The following is a 23742-nucleotide window of genomic DNA, read 5'->3' on the forward strand; positions in this document are numbered from 1 at the left end:
GCCCAAAAATAGTTAATTAAATTCTCAATAATATTGAAAAAATCTTTTATTAGTAGATTGTACTTAAACGAACCTGTTATCTTAGAAAAGTTGAAATAACAGTGATTACATGCAAGCGCTGGAGCACACTATGACACAGACTCTCACCGCCCAGGATGCCTTTCGGGCCGCCTACGAAAACCGCTATACCTGGGATCAAGATTTTCCCGGCTTTACTGCCACCGTTACCTTTACCCACGGCGACCAGAGCTACACTGGCACAGTAGCCATCAAAGCCGATATGTCCTTTGAGGTCACAGGGATTGAAGCCGAAGCAGCAAAAAAAGAAATCGAAGGTCAACTGTGGGAAATCACTGTCCACCGAGTACGCCGCTCCTTTGAAGACAGCCACGGCAAAAATAGCTTTGAATTTGGCGAAAAGTTTGCCGATGGAGCCCAGGAAATCCAAGTGACTGGCGCGTCCATGGGGAATTCCTACAAAATCAAAAATAATGTTGTTACCTTTGTGAACCGCAAAATCCGCGACATCATCGTTAACATCAATACCTTTGACGTGCTCAATACCGACGAAGGCTATCTTTCTTTGGGCTATGATTCCGTCTACTTTGATGCGGCCACCAAAGAACCCAAAGCGGGTAAGAGCCTTTTCCGGGATAGCTTCGAAAAAGTTAGTGGTTACTATGTCCTCACCCGTCGGGAAATCACCTACCTAGAAAACGATCAAGAAGTTGATAAAAAAGTGTTTACTTTCACTGATATTCAATTCTAGGGACGAAGCTGAGCATAATTTTTTCTCCTGGTGATCATTGATCATCTATCTCAGGCGAACACAAGGCCGTTCCGAGGGGACGGCTTTTTTGGGTTTAGACAATAGCCTCACCATTTTTCAAACGTTTGAGTTTGTACTCAATCGCTTCGATAACGGTCTCAATCACAAAAACACGGGCATAAAGTTTGTCATTGGCCGGCACAATCGTCCAGGGGGCAGCGGGGGTACTGGTGCGGGCGATCGCCTGATTAATGGCTACTGCATATTGATCCCATTTTTCTCGATTGCGCCAATCTTCGTCGGTCAGCTTATATTTTTTGAAAATATTGTCCTGTCGTTGCTCAAAGCGTTTTAGTTGTTCATCTGGGTCAATGTGGAGCCAAAATTTTACGAGCACATAACCCTTATGAATTAGCTGGGCTTCAAACTCATTGATTTCGCGATAGGCCCGCTTCCATTCCGCCTCCGTCGCAAAACCTTCGACCCGTTCAACTAAAACGCGCCCGTACCAACTGCGGTCAAAAATACCAATCGTCCCCATACCTGGTAAATGGCGAGAAAAACGCCAGAGGTAATGGTAACGGTTTTCTTCTTCGGTAGGCGCACCAAAGGCATCCACTTTATAGCTACGGGGATCGAGGACATCGGTTAAGCGTTTAATGGCCCCCCCTTTGCCCGCAGCATCCCAGCCTTCAAACAACAGCAGAACTGGTAATTTTTCTTGGTGAATCTTGAGTTGCAGTTGCCGTAATTTAATTTGGGCCGCCCGGAGACGTTTTTTGTAGTCTTTGTCTTCTAGTTCTAGGCTTAAATCCACCTTGGCAAGAAAGTCCGGTTCCGTGGGCAGGAGTTGGGACTGGGGACGAATATGAACCGCTTCAGGAATAGTGATTTTGCGACGATCTAGGGCTTCGACAATGGTCGCTACCAATTGGGAGAGCACCTTGATTTCCGACCACCGGTAATCGTTGCCCTCGACAAGAATCCAGGGAGCGGCACCGGTGCTGGAGTAGATCAACATTTCCTCCGCGAGGTGTCGATATTCTTTGTAGTTTTTCGCTTGTTGCCAATCTTCCGGACGAACTCGCCAGGCTTCTAACTCATCGGCTTCGGCACTTTTGAGGCGTTTTTTTAATTCTTTTTGGGACAGATGAATCCAAAATTTGGCGATCGCCATGCCATCATCCACTAACTGCCGCTCAAAAGCATTAATTTCCCGCGTCACCAGGGGCACTTCCACCGGATCCAGCCGCTCAAACAGACGGTCTTCGAGGACGTGAGTGTACCAACTGTGGTAGAAAAAAGCGATGCTCCCCTTCGCCGGGAGCTTATGCCAAAAGCGCCAAAGGAATGGATATTGCTTCTCACGGGCTGAGGGTTCAAAGATCGGTAATACCGAAAACCCACGGGGATCCATGTAGTTGGTCATTTTTTTGACTAAAGCGCCCTTGCCAGCCGCCGCCCAGCCTTCGAGGACGACCGTTACGGGTAATTGGTGCTGCCAACAGGCATTTTGCAAAGACCGCAATTGCTGCATCAACTCCTCTAATTGTTCTTTGTAGGTGTCCTTTGCTAGGGTTCGCTTTAGATCAAGGGTATTTAACACGCGCCTTTTGCATTCCAAGAGTGCTTCACTACAAATTATGAATAAGGACACCCCGCGCCATGGTTATCGTGACAAAAACTGTAATGTGAGGGGGCTGACTTTTCCCGTAGGGCGATCGCCCCATTTAGACCTCACCAGAAAGTGAGCTATTCTGAAAAGAAAACGTGCGAAAATAGCGCCTAACAGCCAATCACCTTGTATTCGTTGTATTGTTTCATTCTGCACATCCTGGCAAGATTTCATGGACATTGAAGCTTTTAGCGAGCTTTTCCCCCTCTTTAGCACCGCAAACCCCGAAACCATCGAATGGCTCCTGTCTGTCACCACCGAGCATGACTATCCCGCAGAACGCACCGTCTTAATGGAAGACTCCTGGGGTAATGCCGTCTATTTCATCGAATCCGGCTGGGTTAAAGTGCGCCGCCTCACAGGGGATGGTGAAACTGTGACCCTCGCAATTATGGGCAAAGGTGACTTTTTTGGGGAAATGTCAGTACTAGATGAATCACCCCGTTCCACAGATGTGGTAGCCCTTTCGCCAGTCAAACTGTTTAGCGTTTCGGCCCAACGGTTTATTCAGCTACTGTTTAAAGATCCCCAACTGCACCACAAAATGCTGCAACTCATGGTGCGCCGCCTCCGTAATGCCAATGCCCGGTTCTATTGGCGTAAGCAGCCCCCCGCCCTCAAGTTAGTCAAAACCCTCCTCCTCCTGGCAGAAAACTACGGTCAACCGACGGAACAGGGCCTAGAAATCATTCAATTGTCGGTGTCTGACCTGGCCGATGTGGCTGATATCAGCACGAAAGAAGTTGAGATGATTCTGTCTAAACTGGAAGGGAAAGGGTGGATCGAAATGGGTGAAGGTCACATTCATTTGATCAACTTTAAGCAACTGACAAATTTAGCCAACCGAGCATAGGAGTAAATTTTTTCTGATGGTTCACACGGCAACTTCCATGGCAACGCCAGCCCCAAGCGCGCAAAATACGGTGGCGATCGCCTATCAAGTGGCAATGCCCCAACCCCAAACCCACCTGTTTGAGGTAACCATTCACATTAGCCAATGGGAAGCCGCAGTGCTGGATCTAAAAATGCCCGTATGGACGCCTGGCTCCTATATGGTGCGCGAATATTCCCGCCATCTCCAGGATTTTCGGGCGACTACAGCGGCAGGTGTTGACCTCAGTTGGCGCAAAGTGACGAAAAATCACTGGCAAGTTGAAACCACTGACACCTCAGACATCCAAGTCCACTATCGGGTTTTTGCCAATGACCTCACCGTCCGCACCAATCACCTCGATGGAACCCACGGTTATTTCAACGGTGCGGCTTTATTTTGCTTTATTCCGGGCTACCAAGACCAAGCTTGCACCCTGACCGTCGAACCGCCCCACATCGCCTGGGAAGTAAATACCACCTTGCCCCTGATCGAAGACCAGGAAAATTGTTTCTGGGTCGAAAATTTTGATGTGTTGGTGGATAGTCCTGTGGAGGTGGGTCTCCATGAAAATTATGAATTTCTCTGCGCAGGGAAGCCCCACCGTTGGGTCGTTTGGGGGGAAGGCAATTTTGAAGCGGAAAAGGCGATCGCCGATACAAAAAAAATCATCCAGACCGAAGCCAAAATTTTCGGCGGTGAGTTGCCCTACGACGAATATATGTTTTTGTTGCACCTGTCTGGCAGTGGCTATGGGGGCCTCGAACATAAAGAAAGTTGCTCTTTAAATTATCCCCGGTTTGGCTTCCAAAAATCTGACCAGTACAACCGCTTTATGCAGTTGGTGGCCCACGAATTTTTCCACCTCTGGAATGTGAAGCGCATTCGCCCCAAGGAACTCGAAACCTTTGACTACGAAACAGAAAACTACACCCCTTCCCTTTGGTTTGCCGAGGGTGTGACCAGTTACTACGATCTGCTCATTCCTTTGTGGGCTGGCATCTATGACAAAGCCTTTTTCCTTGAAAGCCTCAGTAAGGACATCACCCGCTACCTCCTCACCCCTGGGCGTTTGGTGCAGCCCCTGGCCGAATCGAGTTTTGATGCCTGGATTAAGCTCTACCGCCGCGAAGCCCATAGCAACAATAACCAGATGTCCTACTATCTCAAGGGGGCTCTCGTGGCGATGCTGCTGGATCTCAAAATCCGCGATCGCCACCAAAACCAAAAATCCCTAGATGATGTTTTGCGGATCATGTGGGAAAAATTTGGCAAACCAGAAATTGGCTTTACCCCGGCCCAAGTGGAGCAGGTAATTAGTGAGGTGGCGGGCTTTGACCTGAGCGACTTTTTCCACGAATTTCTTCACACCACGGCAGAACTTCCCCTCGGCGAAGCCCTCGAAACCTTCGGCCTACAAATCAAACCCGTCTACACCAACAAAGATCTTCCCTACCTGGGTCTCACCGTCACCGACCAAAACAATCGCACCCTAGTGCAAACGGTCAATGTTGATTCCCCGGCCTATCAAGCGGGTATTGATCCAGAGGATGAACTCCTGGCGATCGCCAACTATCGCACCAATGCCGAACAACTCAACCATCGCCTTCAGAACTACCAAGCAGGTGATACAATTTCGATCACGATTTTTCACCAAGACCAACTGAAAACCCTTGCCGTCACCCTCGCTGCCCCCCAACCGAGCAGTTATCAAGTCGTGAAAAATCCCCAAGCCTCTGCCAAGCAGTTGCAAAACCTCAAGGGCTGGCTGAATCCCAAAGATTCAGGTGCGGTAAGATAAATTCCTTGCTTCATTGTTCTTTCTGTAATTCATTTCGCACCCTACCGTTTGCCCCCAACCCATGCATAATTTCCTTCCCACTGCCTATTTCCAAGGAAAATTTGTTCCCTTCATTGATGCAAATATTTCCATTGCAACCCACGCACTCCACTATGGAACAGGGGCTTTTGGGGGCTTACGGGGTATTCCTGATCCCGCCAACGCAAACCAAATTCTTTTATTTCGTCTCGAACGCCACTGCCGCCGTCTCAGCAACAGCGCAAAATTTCTCCATTTTGATCTCCCGGCTGACAAAATTGAACACGTCATTGTGGACTTCGTGAAACAAAATCGGCCCACAAAATCTTTTTATATTCGCCCCTTTGTCTATACTTCTGATTTAGGTATTGCCCCCCGTCTCCACAACATTGAAAAAGATTTCTTCGTCTATGGCTTAGAACTGGGTGATTACCTTTCCCCCGACGGGATCGCCTGTCGCATCAGTTCCTGGACACGCCAAGAAGACCGGAGTTTTCCACTCCGGGGCAAAATTAGCGGTGCTTACATTGCCTCAGCCCTAGCCAAAACCGAAGCCGTCGCCTCTGGATTTGACGAAGCATTGCTGATGAACTCCCAAGGGAAAGTTTGTGAAGCATCTGGGATGAACGTCTTTATTGTCCGGGATGGCAAACTGATCACCCCTGGTTCTGACCAGGATATTCTCGAAGGCATCACCCGTGACAGCGTCGTTACCCTTGCTAAACATCTGGGTATCGACGTGATCGAACGCCCCATTGATAAATCAGAGCTTCTAATTGCCGAAGAGGTCTTTTTAAGTGGGACGGCGGCCAAAGTCACCCCCGTGAAGCGAATCGAAAACTATACCTTGCCCACGGAACGGCCCATCACTGAGAAATTGCGAGAAAAACTAACGGCAATCACAGAAAACCGCGATCCAGAGTTTGCGGAGTGGGTTTATAAAATTTCCCTCGATTAATGACTCGTTTTTGCGTACAAAATCCCCCTTGTTATGATCAGCATCAGTGACTCATGGGGGACATTCCGGCATGGAAATTATTCGTTTACCAGCTTTTAACGATAACTATATTTTTCTCTTGGTTGATCGAGCTACAGGGGATTGTGCAGTTGTTGATCCAGGCGACGCTGAGGTTGTTCTGGAGTATCTAAGTAAAGAAGATTTAACGCTTAAGACCATTCTGATTACGCACCATCACGCTGACCATGTGGGTGGCAATCGTCAACTATTAAGTCATTTTCCCGCAGCGGCTGTGTATGGTAGCGAGATAGATTTACAAAAAGGACGTATTCCAGGCCAAACGGTGAGCCTTAAGGCTGGTGATCACTTAGATTTATTTAATCGCACCGTCGAAATTTTGTTTGTACCAGGCCATACCCAAGGTCACATCGCCTACTATTTCCCTCCCCTACAGCCCGAAGACAGTGGTGATTTATTTTGTGGCGATACGCTGTTTGCCAATGGCTGTGGTCGTCTTTTGGAAGGAACGCCTGCTCAGCTTTTTGCCTCGCTCCAGCAAATTTGTGATTTGCCGGATAACACGAATATCTGGTGCGCCCATGAGTACACCCTGAAAAATATTAAATTTTCCTTGACAGTCGATCCAGAAAATGAGGCTCTTCAGAGACGTTTTCAACAAGTGCAGACCCAACGACAACGCCAGGAACCGACCATTCCAACGGTGTTAGCTTTAGAAAAACAGACAAATCCCTTTTTGCGCTGTGGCGATCGCCAACTGCAAGCTAACTTAAAGACAACAGATCCCCTGCGAGTTTTTACAAAATTGCGCGGCAAACGGGATCTCTTTTGAAGTTTAAACTGGTGGCAGCGACTTCCATAAAAAAATTCAACCATACCCCAGGGGAACGATTGCGGATTTGCTAAAACCGTTTACAGTGAGGATCAATCCCCTAAAATAAGGCTCAATTTATAGTTTTCTCTTCTTTTTTCCTGAAAAGTAAACCCCAGGGCCTCCGATCAGGAGCAAGGTATCACACACGACATTTCTCCCCTATCCTCTTTGTCACAATCATTTCCAAACGCCCACCACGTCCTATAATCTCCCTCGGATTACCCTATCCTGAGCTAGCCTTGTCCCATATCGCCAAACAAAAAAATTCCTTTAATAAACCTCTAATCGATTTTTGGTAATTGCCATAATGCCTACTCTCCTCACTCCAGACCAGATCAACCAAATTGTTTCTAACCACCATGACAACCCCCATGCTGTCTTGGGTTGCCATCCCACCAACGACGATCCCAATCCGAAAACCTGGTCAATTCGCGCTTATTTACCTTCTGCTAGCCAAGCTTGGGTGATTGATACCCCTTCCCAAACGGAACACCCGATGACAACGGTGCATCATCCCCACTTCTTTGAATGCACCCTCCAGAGTGAAACGACGCCGAAATATCAACTGAAGCTCCAAGAAGGCGATCGCCAACACATCATCAACGATCCCTATGCCTTTGCCGAAGCCCCCCACATCAGCGATCTCGATCTCCACCTCTTTGCCGAAGGGAATCACCACCGCATCTACAACAAACTGGGGGCACACCTCGTCGAAGTCGATGGCATCAAAGGCGTTTACTTTGCCGTTTGGGCACCCAATGCCCGCAACGTCTCCATCCTGGGCGACTTTAACAACTGGGATGGTCGCAAACACCAAATGCGCCGTTTAAACGTTGGTATTTGGGGAATTTTCATTCCTGACCTCGGCCCCAACACCAAATACAAATACGAAATCAAAAACCAACACGGCCACATCTACGAAAAATCAGACCCCTATGGCTTTCTCCGGGAAGTGCGCCCCGACACTGCTTCTATCGTTGCTGACCTTGATCAGTACCAATGGCAGGATCACGATTGGCTAGAACAACGTGCCAAACAAGACCCCCTCAAAAATCCTGTTTCCATCTACGAACTACACCTCGGCTCCTGGCTCCATGGTTCCGCCACCGAAAAAATGCGACTCCTTTCCGGTGAAGTCGATCCCATTCCCGTGGGCGATCAAAAACCCGGTGCCCGCTTCCTGAGCTATTACGAACTTGTCGATAAGCTCATCCCCTACGTTAAGGACATGGGCTACACCCACATCGAGCTACTGCCTGTCGCTGAACATCCCTTTGACGGCTCCTGGGGCTACCAAGTAACCGGCTACTATTCCCCTACTTCCCGCTTTGGCAATCCCGAAGACCTGATGTATTTCATCGATCAATGCCACGCCAATGGTATCGGGGTGATCGTTGACTGGGTTCCTGGCCATTTCCCTAAGGATGCCCATGGTCTCGCTTACTTTGATGGCACCCATCTCTATGAACATGCCGATCCCCGCAAAGGTGAGCACAAAGGCTGGGGCACCCTGATCTTTAACTACAATCGCAATGAGGTTCGCAACTTCCTGATTGCCAATGCCCTATTCTGGTTTGATAAATATCACATCGATGGCATTCGGGTCGATGCAGTGGCATCAATGCTCTACCTCGACTACGACCGGGAAGATGGCGAGTGGCTTCCCAATGACTACGGCGGCAACGAACACCTCGAAGCCGTAGAATTTCTCCGCCAAACCAACAATCTCATCTTCAAATACTATCCAGGGATTATCTCCGTTGCCGAAGAGTCCACGGCTTGGCCCATGGTTTCTCGTCCCACTTACCTCGGTGGCCTCGGCTTCAACCTCAAGTGGAATATGGGCTGGATGCACGACAATCTTAAATACTTCAGCATGGATCCCTGGTTCCGGCAGCATCACCAAAACAGCATTACCTTCAGTATGTGGTATCACCACAGCGAGAACTACATGTTGGCCCTTTCCCACGATGAAGTCGTCCATGGTAAGAGCTCGATTATTGGCAAAATGCCGGGGGACGAATGGCAGAAATTTGCCAATGTGCGGGCTTTATTTGCCTATATGTTTACCCATCCTGGCAAGAAAACCATGTTTATGAGCATGGAATTTGGCCAATGGAATGAGTGGAATGTTTGGAGTGACTTGAGTTGGGATTTGCTACAACATGAACCCCACGCCAAACTCAAAGGTTTCTTCGGGGCATTAAATAGTCTCTATAAACAGGAACCGGCCCTTTACGAACGGGATTTTGAAGAGGAAGGATTCCAATGGATTGACTGTTCTGACAATCAAAATAGTGTTCTTTCTTTTATTCGACGGGCAAAAGATCCCAACGATTTTTTAGTTGTGGTCTGCAATTTTACGCCGCAACCCCATAGCCATTATCGAATTGGCATTCCAGAAGAGGGCTACTATCAAGAAATTTTAAATAGTGATGCTGAAACTTTTGGGGGGAGTAATTTGCTCAACTTCGGTGGCGTCTGGACTGAAGATTGGCGCTTCCATAATCTTCCCTATTCCATTGATCTGTGTTTGCCGCCCCTCGGCGTGGTTGTCCTAAAAATTGATCGAGAAAAAACAGCCGCAATGCTTGCTCAAAAACAGGCCGATAAAGCCAAGGCTCTATCCGGCGAAATATAAAAAATAAAATTTTGTCGTTAGCTGTTGAACTATATTTACAGGGTCTGGGAGTTTGTCTCCAGACCTTTCTTGTTGGGTTTAAGAGAGACTGGATATGAATCCTCATCATTATCCCTTGTAATTTTTAGATGACCACCCATTTAATAAAGCAAAAGTGAGGTAGCACAAACCATGACACAACGCTGGACAGACGAAATGCTCGACAAGCTCGCCGATGACGTACAGGAGCTTACTGAAGCTATCAAAACCCAACGGGACGAACAAAAAGAATTGACCATCCGCTTTAATGCCTACCAGATGGCATCTCAATGGGTAGTTAATCTCGCCTTTGGCCTACTGGCAACTGCCACGATCACGACGATCATCACTGCGGTCGTCAAATAAAAACTTATTTCATCTAATCAAGGGGGTTTGAGACTATTTCTTGAACCTTTTTGGTTCTTTGCAGAGAAATTCGCGTATTTAATTAGCCTTTATTTAGGGCATAAAAAATAAAGGAACTAGAAGTTCTACTTACAGAGCAAGTTCTAGGTCGATTTCAGCTATTAACAATAACAATAAGGTGGTACCCAGATTCGAACTGGGGAGTGGAGGTTTTGCAGACCTCTGCCTTACCACTTGGCTATACCACCGGGTCAACAGTTCGCTATTATAACAGGGCTTTTGTTCACATCACAACATTTTTTTCGTTATGGAAGTTATTCCCGCTATTGATCTGCTCGGTGGCCAATGTGTGCGCCTCTATCAGGGTGATTATCAACAGGCGCAAGTGTTTAATAATGACCCGGTTCAGGTGGCACGGACTTGGGCTGAGCAGGGGGCAACGCGGCTCCATGTGGTGGATTTAGACGGGGCAAAACAGGGAGAGTCGGTCAATCTAGGGGCGATCGCCAAAATTGCAGCAGCGATTGATATTCCTGTACAGGTGGGTGGTGGTCTCCGTACGGTAGACAGTGTGGCGCACTTGTTTGATGTGGGTGTAGAGCGAGCCATTCTTGGGACGGCGGCGGTAGATAACCCGGATCTCGTGACAGAACTCTGTGCTAAATATCCTGGCCGGATTGCGGTTGGGATTGATGCCCGCGATGGAAAGGTAGCGACAAAGGGATGGTTGGAAACGTCGGCGGTTTTGGCGACGGATTTGGCGAAACAGATGGCTACCCAGGGCGTCGCTGCCATTATTTACACGGATATTCATCGGGATGGCACCATGACTGGCCCTAATTTGGAGGCGCTGCGGGAATTGGCGGCCACCATTGAGATTCCGGTGATTGCCTCGGGGGGCGTGAGTTCTTTGCCGGATCTGGTTAATCTTGTGGCCCTCGAAGGGATCGGGGTCACAGGAGCGATTGTGGGCCGGGCGATTTATACCGGGGACATTAATTTGGCTGAAGCGGTGAAGGCGGTTGGCCCCCAACGTTTACAGGATGTTTTTCCGGATGATGGTACGGCGATCGCCTAATTTTCGTGCTAGATTGAGTCGTGAAATTGTAATGGAACAAACCACATCAAAAGCGATTCTAGAGTAAAGCTATATAGTGATCGACTGCACCACTTTATGCCATTGATATTTGTTGTAGATTTCTAATGTGTTTATGCTGAGACCCTTACGTAGATTAATCGGACATTCCTGGGTTCTTTCGGGGCTTGTATGGCTAGGAACCCTTGCACCTGCACAGGCAGCGGTTGATCTCCGGGTCGCTGTACGGCAGACGACGGCCAATCTCCAGGTGGGCAGTTCCACCAATGCTTTAATCAGAAATGGCCAAGGCCAAGTCCTCGGTGAAATTGCCGGAATGAGTTCCTTTGCCGTGGGACGCCAGGGTAATCAATTGGCGTTTGACCGTTGGCGGGCAACTGAGGTTTGGATTGAGCCCCAGGGTGATGGCTATGTGTGGATTGGCGATCGCTGGTACCGGGGGCGCACCCAACTCCGGCAGAGTGGCAACGGAATTCTCGCCATCAATCACGTCGATCTCGAAGACTATCTCTATAGTGTTGTCGGCGCTGAAGCAATTCCCAGTTGGCCCCAGGAAGCCCTCAAAGCCCAGGCTGTCGCGGCCCGTACCTATGCATTAAAAAAACGCTCGGAAAATGCCGGGAAACCCTATGACCTAGACACCACAACGGCGACACAGGTCTACAAGGGTCTAAATAGCGAGTACAGCACAACCCATGCTGCCGTTAACGCCACGGAAAGTCAGGTGATGACCTATAACGGTAGTGTTATTCTGGCGGTATTCCATTCTTCTTCGGGTGGCCATACCGAAAACGTCGAGGATATCTGGAGTCAACCTCTGCCCTATCTCCGGGGGGTCGTAGATTATGACCAATCTTCGCCAGTCTATCAGTGGAGTAAAACCATTTCTGCGGCTCGCTTAGGGGAACTGGTTGGTGGTGTTGGTACTGTAAAGCAACTCATTCCCCAACGGGCTACCCCCCAGGGTCGGGTGATTACGATGAAAGTGATTGGCGATCGCGGCACCAAAAATATCAGTGGCGATCAACTGCGTAGTTTATTGGAACTGCGTAGTACCTTGATCAATGCCAGAATCCAACAGGGCGACGTTTATATCTACGGTAAAGGCTTTGGCCATGGCGTTGGTATGAGTCAATGGGGAGCTAATGGTTTAGCAGCCCAGGGCATTGATTACCAACAAATTCTGCGTCACTATTACCAAAATGCCACCATTGCCAAGTTGACGCCACGGTAACTGTCAGTTTTCAACGTGAAGTAAATACAAGATCTCAGGAGGGGTAAAATTCCCCTCTTTTTTGGTTTTCCCAAGGGCGATCGCCTTTCTTGTGCCTGTCACTTAATAGCCGAGATCTGTCGCCACCTTGTGGGCACAGGCAAAACCAGAAAACGCCACAGCATTTAAGCCCTGTCCGGGGAAGGTACTATCGCCGACACAATAAAGTCCAGAGACTTCTGTTTTATTGACCCTGGGTGGAAAACCAGCAAAATTAAACATTCCCAATAACCCCAAAAGTTTGCGCTGGGGAATCGGCCCGTAGGAGCCATCGACCCGTCCGAGGAATTTGCGATGGGTGCGCGGTGTCCCCACTTCCATGTAGTCCAATCCCGCATCTAATCCTGGAAAAATAGCTTCAAGGCGATCTACGAGTTGCCAGGCGGCGGCTTCTTTTTTGGCTTCATATTCCTGAGGAGAAAGGCCCTGCCATTCGCTCAGCCAACTGGGGGTAAAGGTGTGAATGATGTGGTATCCCTCAGGGGCCAGACTCGGATCGAGGAGCGTCGGAATAGAAACAAAAATAGTACCCTGTTCGGCTTCCATGGTGTCCCAATTTTCGAGCAAAATGTGGTGGCATTCCGTCCCAGGAGGAAGAACATCGGCTTTGACACCGAGGTGAACGCTGAGAAAGCTGGGGGATTTTTGGTAATTCTCCGTCCACTTTTCTTCAAAAAAGGGTTTATTTTCACTGGGGAGCAGCTTTTCAAAAGTATCCCAACGGGTGGCATTGGAAATGACTTTTTTGGCGAAATACTCGGTGCCATTGGCTAAGCGCACGCCGACGGCCCGGCCTTGGTCGGTGATGATTTCGTAGACATTTGCACCATATTGGATTTCACCACCATGTTGTTCGAAACCTTCAGCCAACTTGAGGGCGATTTGGCCCACTCCGCCTTCTGGATAGTTGATGCCCCCGTAATGGCGATCGCTAAACACCATACCCGCATTAATCATGGGAGTCAGTTCAGCTGGCACCACTGACCAGCAGTAACATTCCATATCGATAAACTTCAGCAGTTCGGGGTCTTTAATATATTGACGGGCGAGATCCCCAGCATTTTTGGGTAAATATTTAAGTAACTCTAGGCAAGCAAAGGGTTTCTGCATAAAGACCCGCAGCAGGTAGCGAATTTCTTCGAGGGAAAGCAACTCAATGCTATTGAGGCAATTAAATACTTTCCAGCATTCATCATAAAATTTACGAATGCCCTTGGCTTCGTGGGGAAACCGTGCCGTTAACTCCGTTAAAAATTCTTCGTAGTCACGGTGTACCTTGACCTCAAGATCATTGGGGAGATGGTAATGAATTTGCACCGGATCTGGGATGGTCGGAATTGACATATCCACTGCGGCGAGGGCCCGGGTGAGGAGATTGGTGGTGCCGCGATCGCCAAAGCCAAAGATCATCGAAGCGCCCACATCAAACCGATAGCCCTGCCGCTCAAAATAACCCGCACTGCCACCGGGGATCACATAGCGTTCTAGCACCAGCACCTTGATCCCTTTTGCTGCTAATTGGGTTGCCGTGACGAGGCCCCCGATACCGGAACCAATGACAATCACATCGTACTGGGGAGCAGAAATGGCAGTTTTGGCGGTCATAAACGGTGAGGCTCGCAAGGTAGGCTAAATTTTGACTGTTACATAGTCTACCTTTATTTCCCTTGGGATTAGTAGGGTAACTCTCCGGCGATGTTGCGGCGACAGTTCTTCGTTGGGCATGGGCCTTTGTCACAAAAAAAGGCGGAAAACTTTCCACCTTGTTGTATCAGAACTATATTTATTTTTAATAAGAGATTTAGAGGGCACTGGGGCCAGAAAAATACTGAATTTACTCTTCGTCGTCTTCGGGGGAAGGATAAACAAAGCTAGAACGACCAGTGAGTACAGATTTGCCAAGGGAAAGGGCCTTTTGGGCTTCGATGGTTGCCTTACGCTTCCAGTGGGCCCGGCGTTGGTCACGCTTTGCCTTTGAGGTTTTCTTCTTTGGAACTGCCATGGGATTAACTACAGATTTTTACAGAATTACCATTATAAAATCTTCTCTCCCAAAAAGTAAGTCCTCCGTCAGAATCTCTTGAATTGTGGGGGTGAATGAAGGCGGGGTTTGTCACGGGTAAAGAAATCCATGCAAATCCCACCAGAGAGGAACCGAGCTTTTACAATCGAAATCGCATTTGTGTGTCTATTTGTCCAGGAGTCTTAACAGCGATGGTGTGGTATCGACGACGGCTATACCGTAATCCCCAAGCCTACGGGGTCGTGATGGAATGGTGGTTGGGTTGGGTCGATTTTGTGCAGTGGTTTATTCCTCGCCCGGTGACGGGGAAAAAGACGCGGCGTCTGTATCGGCAGCTTTTGATCGAGGCGAGCTGGCGGCTTAATTTTGTGATGTTGACGGTCAGCTCCTGTATTATTGCCACCTTCGGGCTCATTAGTAATAGTACGGCTGTGATTATTGGGGCGATGCTGGTGGCGCCGCTCATGTTGCCGTTGCGGGGATTGGCCTTTGCCGCCCTAGAAGGGGAATTGAAATTATTTTGGCGATCGCTGTATTCAATTACCGGCGCAACCGCCCTTTCCCTGGCTTTATCCTGGATGATCGGCGTCGTCATTGGTATTCCTGATTTTGGCTCGGAACTCACGGCCCGGACGCAGCCAAATCTGATCGACCTTGGTATTGCCGTGGCCGCTGGGGGGATTAGCGGTTTTGCGAAGGTGCGCCGAGGGATCAGCGATGCCCTCGCCGGGACGGCGATCGCCGTTGCCCTGATGCCTCCCCTCTGTGTGGTGGGCTTATCTTTTTCCCAAGGCTATTTCAATTACTCCCGTGGCGCTTTCTTACTCTATCTAACCAACCTCCTCGGCATTACCCTTGCCTGCATGGTGGTCTACATCTTGGCCGGTTATGCCGAGATCAACCACGCCCTGGGTTGGACGATGGCCCTAACCCTGATTTTGTTAGTACCCCTGGGGGCAAGATTTGTTCAACTCGTGCAACAGCTCCGCCTACAACAAACCATCACCAGCCAGCTCACAACTAAAACCGTCACTGTTGGTCAAGATGTTGAAAATGTTCGGGTGCGGGTTGACTGGACTTCTTCCCCACCGATTATCTATGTTAATCTCCAGGCGAAAAAAGAAATTACCCCCAGACAAGCCCTGCTCGTTGAAGAATTTTTACGCAAGCGTAATCGGCAAATTTTTAAAATTGTGTTTCAGGTCAGTCCAATCCAAGAAGTCAAAGCCGATGACATCGATCCCCATGATTTAGATTTACCCCAATTGGACATGGCCCCACCACGCCAATAAAAAAGACTCCAATTGTCAACTAGAAATCCTTGAAAGATCAAGCTTTTCGCTTTAGTTCAACCTAACAATAACCGACAAAGAACGACCCTATCTAGCGCCAGTCAAAAGGTTTACCTATTCTTAAAGTCAAGATGTCGCAGGACTGATAATATACTGGAGCCGAAGGTTTTGTATTCTAATGGTCTAGGCAAAACTGATAAAGCTGGCAAACGCGGAAACCCTCTCCATCGTTAAGCTCTTCTCAGATTTAAACAAGCCTCAACATTAGCTCCACCAAGTCATTCGGCAAGTGATTGACTATTTTCTTGACTCCCCGCATCCGGCCTAGATAAGCTGCTTTTCCAATGATTGAACTCGACAATGCAAACGCCACAGACTACGTTCTGCAGACAGAAAATGTCAGTGTCTATTACGGTAACTTCCTGGCGATCAAAGGCGTTTACCTCAACATTCCCAAAAATCAAGTAACAGCATTTATTGGCCCCTCTGGTTGCGGTAAAAGCACTCTGCTGCGTTGCTATAACCGTCTCAATGATCTCATTCCTTCTTTCCGCATAGATGGCGACATCGCTTACCATGGCAGTAGTCTCTACGGATCCGGTGTAGATCCAGTGGAAGTGCGCCGTCGCATTGGCATGGTGTTCCAGAAGCCAAACCCCTTCCCCAAATCGATCTATGACAATATCGCCTATGGGGCACGGATCAATGGTTACAAGGGCGACATGGACGAACTGGTAGAACGCTCACTGCGCCAGGCCGCTCTTTGGGATGAGGTTAAGGATAAATTGCGTCAAAGTGGCCTCGCCCTATCTGGGGGGCAACAGCAACGGCTTTGTATTGCCCGGACAATCGCCATTCAGCCAGAGGTGGTGTTGATGGACGAGCCCTGTTCTGCTTTAGACCCGATTTCGACTCTCAAAATTGAAGAGTTGATCCACCAGCTCAAAGAGCAATACACGATTGTTATCGTGACCCATAATATGCAACAGGCTTCGCGGGTCGCTGATATGACGGCATTTTTCAACGTGAAGACCAATGATGATGGTACTCGCCAGGGCTATCTGGGGGAATGTGACCGCACGGAGGTTATTTTCCAAAATCCCCGGGAACAGGCCACCCAAGAATATGTCAGTGGCCGTTTCGGTTAATTTGAGGGAATGACTTTAGGGTCTGTTTTTCTCGCAACGCTACACTAAATTTTTGTCTCAGCCTTAGCCCATATCTGCTGTTGCAGGTAATGGGTTTTTTGTTTGTGATTGAATTTGTTACGGGTTGACCAAAAAAGACGGCACTTCGATAGGATAGGACAATCCTAGAGACTGAACATGAATTGGGCTTTGTGGGTTCATACCACGATTGAATGTTGAACTGATATGTTTAAATGTGAGGACTTAGTATTGTCTTTGTTTAGCGACAATTTTTCTGCACTGATTTGGAATCCATGGCTGTTGCTCCTACCGTCACAATGAATCAACCTCAACATGTTTTTGTTGTCCAAGATGACACTGGACAACGGGAATATATTTTGACGGATGCTCGCTATTCTATTGGGCGTCGTAGTAGTTGCGCGATTCACCTCCAGTCTCAGTTTGTGTCTCGTCTCCATGCCACCTTAGTCCGGCATCTCACGGATGATCATGTTTACTATCGCATTGTTGATGGGGACGGTTTGCAGGAGGCGAGTGCCAATGGCATTTTGGTCAATGGGAACAAAGTGAATGCGGTCACACTCCAGGATGGGGATGTCGTGACGTTTGGCCCCCAAATTTTGGGTCGTTACGAACGGCGATCGCCGCGTGCTTCAAAGCGCACTCAGCCAGGGGAGGAAGATCCCTTTGACATTACGCTCATTGATCCGGCGATGTTAGCCGAGGATCAAGAACTGATGGCTGATGAAGAGGCAACACGTTTGTTTTAGGGTGGCCTTAACGGAAACGGGTGATAGTTGTTTGAGGTATTTTTTCCAGGAACGCAATGGTTAATTTTTCTGCTCCGAAAGCGGCTGGTTTGGCCCCTTGGTTTGATATTACGGCCCTGTTGTTGTGGGGAGCTTTGCTGCTCAAGTATGCGATTACGGGCCAGCTAGCTCTGTTGATCCACCCCAATTACTTCGGTTTATGTGTGGCGGCGGGGATTATTCTCCTCCTGCTGGGGTTGGGAAAATTACTACAACAGGTGCGTCCCCAAGTTAGTGGCGGGGAGTCGGTGCAGCACATTACGCTATTACCCCAGAATGTGGGGAGTGCCCTATTAATTGTGGTGGCGATCGCCGGATTTTTGATCCCGCCGACCATTTTGTCGAGCCAAACGGCGATTCAACGGGGTTTAACGGAAGAGTTGCCCCTCACCCGGAGTCAACCGGAAAGTTTTCGGGTCGGCACCTCCCCAGAGGAGCGGACGTTATTGGATTGGATTCGGACGTTGAATGTTTACCCGGAACCCGATGCCTATACGGGGGATCCGGTGAAGGTGAACGGCTTTGTGACTCACCTGCCCCAGTTGCCGGACAATTACATGATGGTGTCGCGGTTTGTGTTGACCTGTTGTGCAGTGGATGCCTATCCGGTGGGATTGCCCGTGAAACTCGAAGGCGATCGCCAAGCCTTTGCGCCGGACTCTTGGGTAGAAGTCACGGGGGAAATGATTACCGAGGATCTCCAACTCACCACAGAAGCTGAGGGTGATAATAATTTGCCCCAGCGTCAGTTGGTGATCCAAGCCAGTGCCGTCGAACCGATTCCCACCCCCAGAAATCCTTACGATTATTAGGTATAAGGGTGGTGTTGCGCTCTTAAATCTTCGATGGTTAATCCCGCCGTTCGCCGCCCATTTTTCGTTCTTTGGGGTCTGTTGGCCGTTGGTCTGCTGGGTTGCCAGGGGGGAAGGGGGCGATCGCCCCAGGATGAATCCATTCAGGTGTATTTCAATCAGCGTCAAGGCCGACGTATTAGTTACACCGAACCCTACCGCCAACTGAAACGCCCAGGGGATAACCTCGAAGAAATTTTGATTGAGGGCATTAACAGTGCCCAAAGCACCATTGATATTGCGATTCAGGAGTTGAACTTACCCCTGGTAGCTGAAGCTCTGGCCGACCAAGCCGCTGCGGGAATCACAATTCGCGTCATCGTCGAAAATAATTATCGTCAACCCTGGGCCACACCTGATTCGGCAGAAATTTTAGAACTCGATGAACGGGATCAGGGAAAATACCAAGAATTTGTCGCCCTCGCCGACGAAAACCAAGATGGCTTTTTGGATGCGGCAGAGACGGCTAAATATGATGCGATCGCCATTTTAGAACGGGCAAAGATTCCGATTTTGGACGACACCGCCGACGGTTCCAAAGGGAGCGGCCTGATGCACCACAAATTTATGGTGGTCGATGGGGAAACGGTGATCACCGGCTCAGCAAACTGGACATTGAGCGGCATCCACGGAGATTTCGCCAACCCGGAAACCAGGGGCAATGTAAACCACCTAATGCGGATCCAAGATGCGGCGATCGCCCAGGTTTTTACAACAGAATTTGAGGAGATGTGGACAGGGCGTAAGTTTGGAGTCCAGAAACTTCAGGAACCGCCCCAAACCTTTAGCGTAGGCAACAGTCGCGTCACCGTTCAGTTTTCGCCTTTCTCTAGTTCCCAACCTTGGGAAAATACGAGCAATGGTCTCATTGGCAGCACCCTCGCCCAAGCCCAGGAGTCAATTAGCCTGGCCCTATTTGTGTTCTCTGAGCAAAAAATCGCCAATATTTTAGAAAAAGAAGCTCAAGAAGGCACTGCAATCCGCGCCTTAATTGATCCGAGTTTTGCCTTTCGGGAATATAGCGATGGACTGGATCTGTTGGGGGTGAATCTCAAGGAAAAATGTGACCCCTTTAATCGGCCCTGGGCTAACCCCATTCAAACTGTCGGCACGCCCAAATTACCCAAGGGGGACAAATTTCACCACAAATTCGCTGTCATCGATGGAAAAACCGTAATTACTGGCTCCCATAATTGGTCGGCTGCTGCCAATAATCAAAACGACGAAACTCTCTTAATTATCCAGAACGAGGCGATCGCCCAACAATTTCAAGCTGAATTCGATCAGTTTTATACCACGGCCTATCTGGGGATTCCGCCCTTTATCGCCAGCAAACAAAAAAACATCCCTGCTGACTGTACCGTAGCCGCCACCGATGGCCCCGTGAACCTCAACACCGCCAGTGCCGTCGAACTCGAAACCTTACCTGGTATTGGCCCCAGCCTCGCCCAAGGAATTATCGAAGGCCGCCCCTACTCTGGTTTGACGGATCTGCAACGGGTATCGGGCATTGGGGAAAAGAAAGCCGCCGACCTGGCCGGAAAAGTCACTTGGTAGAGACGCGTTATAGTACCCTTAGCCCTTTCTCTGAACGCCGTTGAGCGATTTATCTATGCGCCCAATTTTTAGTTTTCTGTGTAGTCTGCTGCTGTGGATTAGCCTTTGTTGGCCCAGTGTTGCCCTCACCAATGCCCAAATCTCTGAAGGCGATCGCCTCACCCAAACCGCGATCCAGGCGGCGAAAAAAGGCGATTTGTTTACCGCCGAAAAAATTTGGTCCGATTTAATTGAAGCATTTCCCCAAAATCCGGCCCTCTGGAGCAACCGAGGCAATACGAGGGCGAGTTTAAATCAGTTTGATGCAGCCCTCGACGATCTCAATGAAGCGATCCGCCTGGCCCCAGACCAAGTCGAACCTTACTTTAATCGCGGTGCGATCCTCGAACAACAGCAACGGTTTAGCGAAGCGATCGCCGACTATGACAAAGCCATCGAACTCGATCCCCAAGAGGCGATCGCCTACCACAATCGCGGCAATGCCTATGGCAGTTTGGGCAATTGGGAACAGGCCCGCCAGGACTACCAGAAAGCAACGGAACTGGATCCCCGCTTTGCCTGGGCCGCCGAAAGTTATGCCCTTTCCCTGTATCAAGTTGGCGAAAACAACCAAGCGATCCAGCGAATGAAAGGCCTGGTGCGCAAATACCCGATGTTTGCTGATGCGCGGGTGGCTCTGACGGCGATGCTCTGGGGCAACCATCAATTCGGCGAGGCTGAAAGTAACTGGGTGGCTGCAGCGGGTTTAGACGATCGTTACCGGAATCTAGAGTGGTTAGAGGATATTCGTCGCTTTCCACCGAAAGTCCTTGAAGATTTAGATAATTTCCTCAATCTCCAGTAAATTTCAAGATTCTAGGCTGATTTTGCGGTTTGCAGCAGTTTAGCCCGCACCAGTTTAATTGCATCGTAGCTGTATTTTTCCTGGAGGTGCTCCCGCAACTGCGTTAAGGATTCTGCTCCCACGGTGGCGATCGCCTTTTCAATTTCCACTTGGGCGGCTGGTTTGACGAGGCGGTCTAGGTCAGTAATCTCGCCATTCTGGAGTAATGTTGCCAGGTGCTCGTTGATCGTCCCCGCCGTCAGACTGCGCCGCTTGGCAATTTCTGTAACCGAAAGGCCCTGTTGATAAAGCTGGAGGGTGAGTAACTGGGTGCCATTGACCTGGGGGTTTGGTGGCTCTTGGCTGGCGCAAAATTCCTGAATTGCCGCGAGGAAAGGCTCCCCATAACGCTGGTATTTCGCACTCGTTACCCCAGAAATCAAACAAAAATCTGCTTGGGTGCGGGGTCGCTGAGTTGCCATTTGCCGGAGGGTCGCATCGGAAAAAATCATATAGGGAGCAACCCAATTTGCATCGGCCAATTGTTTCCGCAGTTGTCGCAGTTGCCCAAAAAGAATTTCCGCATCGAGGCGACTTTCAGAAATCCCCAGAATTTCCTGGGCCGTTTGCCGCCGTTCCACAGCAATTTTCACTGTTTTCTGTTGTCGCAAAATTTCCCAACTGCGAGCGTTGAGCTTCAAGACCCGATAGCCGTCGCTTGTTTCTGCTACTAAGCCCTGATGTAAAAGCGATCGCCCCAAATTTTTCCATGCTTCCTTAGTATGGTCGAGGCCAATGCCATAGGTAGACAGTTGGTGGTGCCCATTTTGGATAATTTTTTCTTTCTTGGAACCCCGCAACACATCGATAATGTAGGTCATGCCATAACGTTCTCGACAGCGGGCAACACAGGATAAAAATTTCTGGGCCTCAATCGTCCAATCTTCGACAGGGCGAGGATTCTGGCAATTATCGCAACCGCCGCAGTCCCCCGGAAATTGCTCCCCGAAATAGCTCAGTTGGATCGTCCGCCGACAATCGATCCCCTCGGCATAGTCGATCATCTTTTGCAGCTGTTGGTAGGCAATTCGTTTTTCCTGTTCGTCTTCCTTGAGTTCAATGAAATATTCGGCCCTTTTAATATCCCCTGCCCGATAGAACAGAGTACAGTGGGCAGGCTCCCCGTCTCGACCCGCACGACCCGACTCTTGGTAATAGCGTTCTAAATTGGTCGGTAAATCATAATGCACCACAAAGCGCACGTCGGGTTTGTTGATGCCCATGCCAAAGGCAACGGTGGCGACCATCACAGGCACATCATCCCGGATAAATTGCTCTTGATAATCCGCCCGTAAACGATCCGCCAAGCCCGCATGGTAGGGCAAGGCTTTAACGCCATCTTGTTTGAGGCGATCGGCCAACTCGTCTACTTTTTTGCGGCTAGAACAGTAGATAATTCCCGGTTGCCCGCGCCGTTGACGAACATAGCGCAGCAGTTGCGTATAACTTTTCCGGTCTTTGGGAAGAACCTCGTAGTAAAGGTTGGGGCGATTAAAACTGGTGCAGTGAAAGCTGGGGTTTTGTAAAGCGAGTTGATCAATAATATCTTCACGGACGCGCTGGGTGGCGGTGGCGGTAAAGGCCTGGCAAGGAGTCTGGGGATAACGCCTCCGGATGCGACTGAGTTGGCGGTATTCGGGGCGAAAATCATGGCCCCATTCTGAAACACAGTGGGCCTCATCCACCACAAAGCCAGCGAGGCCAATGGTCTGATCCACATCTGTAAGTAGTTGCTGAAAGCCTTCGTTAAATAATCGTTCTGGGGCAACGTAGAGCAGTTTAATATTGCCGTTAAAAATTGCCTGGATCCGCGATCGCGCTTGGTCGAGGTTGAGGGTACTGTTTAGGAAAGTTGCACCAATGCCATTGTCTGTCAGGGCATCGACTTGATCCTGCATTAGGGCAATCAAAGGAGAAATCACCACCGTCAACCCCGGTTTCAGCAGGGCGGGCAGTTGGAAACAAAGGGACTTGCCCGCTCCTGTTGGCATCAGGGCGAGGACGTCGCGGTTTTCCAGGGCAGCGGTAATGACCGCCTTTTGGCCATGGCGGAAATTGTCATATCCGAAGAAGTGTTTGAGGGCGGCTTCTAGGGATGGGAACTGGGACATGGCGGCAACAAAACGAAAACAACTAGCCCCCTAATCGTACCGTGACCCAGTCTTTGAGCAGATCCAATAGGCTGAGGCCACCGTTGAAGAACACATAAATGACGGACACCATCAGCACGGCAATGACAACAGAGAAAACAACCCCAGCGCCACTGATCAAGCCATCGTCCTCTTGGAGGCCAAAGGCGGTGAGGAAAATCGCCATGGCCGGGAGGGTATTGGTGCCGGGAATGGGGATCATCATCGAGGTAGCCATCAGGGCAATGGTACAACCCATAACTGTGCGACCCAGGCGACTCTGGCAAACGATGGGAAACCGGGGGTGGGCGATCGCCTCAATTTTTTTGAGCCAAGGGAGACCTTTTTTCAGGATGCCCTGGGCCATGGTCGTTTTGATGGTTTTTCGTTGCCAAGCAACCGGAAGCCAGAGTTTTTTCCGCCCAAAAATCAACTGGAGGGCGATCGCAAAAATTAAAATCCCAAAGGGCGTCGAATAACCCGGGGCCGGAATCGGCAGGGCCGACGGAAAGGCCAACAGCAGCAAAATGACCCCAAAGACTTTTTCCTCTGCGAGGGCGATCGCCTGGGCTAAACTAACGGTTTCACCACGGTCTTCTTCAAAAAAATAACGGTGCAATTCTTGGGAGAGGCGAGCCATAGCCAAATGTTACGCAGAGGGACAGCTACTGA

At 49.5% G+C, this 23742-nt stretch carries 20 protein-coding genes and 1 tRNA gene; 15 read left to right on the top strand and 6 right to left on the bottom strand.

What is annotated here, in order from left to right; genetic code table 11:
* Positions 1-130: 130 nt before the first annotated feature.
* Positions 131-769, top strand: a complete 639-nt coding sequence (locus tag AACT35_RS09655; protein WP_012307469.1) for a DUF3386 domain-containing protein — start codon at positions 131-133, stop codon at positions 767-769.
* Between the two features lie 94 nt (positions 770-863).
* On the opposite strand, the gene pap is transcribed toward AACT35_RS09655, so the two are convergent.
* Positions 864-2375 (bottom strand): polyphosphate:AMP phosphotransferase, encoded by a 1512-nt coding sequence (gene pap / locus AACT35_RS09660; protein ID WP_099240774.1) that lies wholly within the window; start codon positions 2373-2375, stop codon positions 864-866.
* 241 nt (positions 2376-2616) lie between these two features.
* Here pap and AACT35_RS09665 point away from each other — a divergent pair, with 241 nt between their 5' ends.
* The 6 genes from AACT35_RS09665 (at position 2617) to AACT35_RS09690 (ending at position 10009) form a co-directional block, all read left to right on the top strand.
* Positions 2617-3297: a Crp/Fnr family transcriptional regulator gene (locus tag AACT35_RS09665; protein WP_099240776.1), complete on the top strand. Its 681-nt coding sequence runs from the start codon at positions 2617-2619 to the stop codon at positions 3295-3297.
* Positions 3298-3313: 16 nt separating this feature from the next.
* Positions 3314-5116 (top strand): M61 family metallopeptidase, encoded by a 1803-nt coding sequence (locus tag AACT35_RS09670; protein ID WP_099240778.1) that lies wholly within the window; start codon positions 3314-3316, stop codon positions 5114-5116.
* A 61-nt stretch (positions 5117-5177) separates the two neighbouring features.
* Positions 5178-6092 carry a branched-chain amino acid transaminase gene (locus tag AACT35_RS09675; RefSeq protein ID WP_099240781.1) on the top strand — a complete coding sequence of 305 codons (915 nt, stop codon included), beginning with the start codon at positions 5178-5180 and terminating at the stop codon, positions 6090-6092.
* A 70-nt stretch (positions 6093-6162) separates the two neighbouring features.
* Positions 6163-6942, top strand: a complete 780-nt coding sequence (gene gloB / locus AACT35_RS09680) for a hydroxyacylglutathione hydrolase (protein WP_099240783.1) — start codon at positions 6163-6165, stop codon at positions 6940-6942.
* Between the two features lie 349 nt (positions 6943-7291).
* Positions 7292-9625: a 1,4-alpha-glucan branching protein GlgB gene (glgB, locus tag AACT35_RS09685; RefSeq protein WP_099240785.1), complete on the top strand. Its 2334-nt coding sequence runs from the start codon at positions 7292-7294 to the stop codon at positions 9623-9625.
* A 171-nt stretch (positions 9626-9796) separates the two neighbouring features.
* Positions 9797-10009 (top strand): hypothetical protein, encoded by a 213-nt coding sequence (locus tag AACT35_RS09690; RefSeq protein ID WP_030006408.1) that lies wholly within the window; start codon positions 9797-9799, stop codon positions 10007-10009.
* 176 nt (positions 10010-10185) lie between these two features.
* On the opposite strand, the gene AACT35_RS09695 is transcribed toward AACT35_RS09690, so the two are convergent.
* Positions 10186-10257: transfer RNA gene (locus AACT35_RS09695), tRNA-Cys, on the bottom strand.
* A 59-nt stretch (positions 10258-10316) separates the two neighbouring features.
* Between AACT35_RS09695 and hisA the strand changes: the two genes are divergently transcribed.
* Together hisA and AACT35_RS09705 are read left to right on the top strand one after the other, a co-directional pair.
* Positions 10317-11087, top strand: a complete 771-nt coding sequence (gene hisA, locus AACT35_RS09700) for a 1-(5-phosphoribosyl)-5-[(5-phosphoribosylamino)methylideneamino]imidazole-4-carboxamide isomerase (RefSeq protein WP_099240787.1) — start codon at positions 10317-10319, stop codon at positions 11085-11087.
* Between the two features lie 133 nt (positions 11088-11220).
* Positions 11221-12339, top strand: a complete 1119-nt coding sequence (locus tag AACT35_RS09705) for a SpoIID/LytB domain-containing protein (protein WP_041443552.1) — start codon at positions 11221-11223, stop codon at positions 12337-12339.
* A gap of 102 nt (positions 12340-12441) precedes the next feature.
* Here AACT35_RS09705 and crtH read toward each other — a convergent pair whose 3' ends face one another.
* A complete protein-coding gene (crtH, locus tag AACT35_RS09710; RefSeq protein WP_099240789.1) occupies positions 12442-13983 on the bottom strand; it encodes a carotenoid isomerase in 1542 nt (513 codons plus the stop codon).
* 229 nt (positions 13984-14212) lie between these two features.
* Positions 14213-14380, bottom strand: coding sequence for a 50S ribosomal protein L32 (rpmF, locus tag AACT35_RS09715; protein ID WP_012307503.1), 168 nt, complete (start codon positions 14378-14380; stop codon positions 14213-14215).
* A gap of 95 nt (positions 14381-14475) precedes the next feature.
* Here rpmF and AACT35_RS09720 point away from each other — a divergent pair, with 95 nt between their 5' ends.
* The 6 genes from AACT35_RS09720 (at position 14476) to AACT35_RS09745 (ending at position 20902) form a co-directional block, all read left to right on the top strand.
* Positions 14476-15693, top strand: a complete 1218-nt coding sequence (locus AACT35_RS09720) for a DUF389 domain-containing protein (RefSeq protein ID WP_339374608.1) — start codon at positions 14476-14478, stop codon at positions 15691-15693.
* 344 nt (positions 15694-16037) lie between these two features.
* Entirely contained in the window at positions 16038-16841 is an 804-nt protein-coding gene (pstB, locus tag AACT35_RS09725) for a phosphate ABC transporter ATP-binding protein PstB (RefSeq protein ID WP_012307505.1), read from the top strand.
* Positions 16842-17158: 317 nt separating this feature from the next.
* Entirely contained in the window at positions 17159-17611 is a 453-nt protein-coding gene (locus AACT35_RS09730; RefSeq protein ID WP_030006412.1) for an FHA domain-containing protein, read from the top strand.
* A gap of 56 nt (positions 17612-17667) precedes the next feature.
* On the top strand, positions 17668-18462 hold the full coding sequence (locus tag AACT35_RS09735) for a TIGR03943 family putative permease subunit (protein ID WP_012307507.1): 795 nt from the start codon (positions 17668-17670) through the stop codon (positions 18460-18462).
* 33 nt (positions 18463-18495) lie between these two features.
* A complete protein-coding gene (locus AACT35_RS09740; protein WP_099240791.1) occupies positions 18496-20058 on the top strand; it encodes a phospholipase D-like domain-containing protein in 1563 nt (520 codons plus the stop codon).
* Between the two features lie 55 nt (positions 20059-20113).
* Positions 20114-20902, top strand: a complete 789-nt coding sequence (locus tag AACT35_RS09745) for a tetratricopeptide repeat protein (RefSeq protein ID WP_099240793.1) — start codon at positions 20114-20116, stop codon at positions 20900-20902.
* An 11-nt stretch (positions 20903-20913) separates the two neighbouring features.
* Here the strand turns inward: AACT35_RS09745 and recQ are convergent, their stop codons facing one another.
* Together recQ and AACT35_RS09755 are read right to left on the bottom strand one after the other, a co-directional pair.
* Entirely contained in the window at positions 20914-23052 is a 2139-nt protein-coding gene (gene recQ / locus AACT35_RS09750) for a DNA helicase RecQ (RefSeq protein ID WP_099240795.1), read from the bottom strand.
* A gap of 22 nt (positions 23053-23074) precedes the next feature.
* Positions 23075-23710, bottom strand: coding sequence for an exopolysaccharide biosynthesis protein (locus AACT35_RS09755; RefSeq protein WP_065710954.1), 636 nt, complete (start codon positions 23708-23710; stop codon positions 23075-23077).
* Positions 23711-23742 lie beyond the last annotated feature (32 nt).

The sequence above is a fragment of the Synechococcus sp. BDU 130192 genome (assembly GCF_963876085.1).
Classification (GTDB): Bacteria; Cyanobacteriota; Cyanobacteriia; order Cyanobacteriales; family MRBY01; genus MRBY01.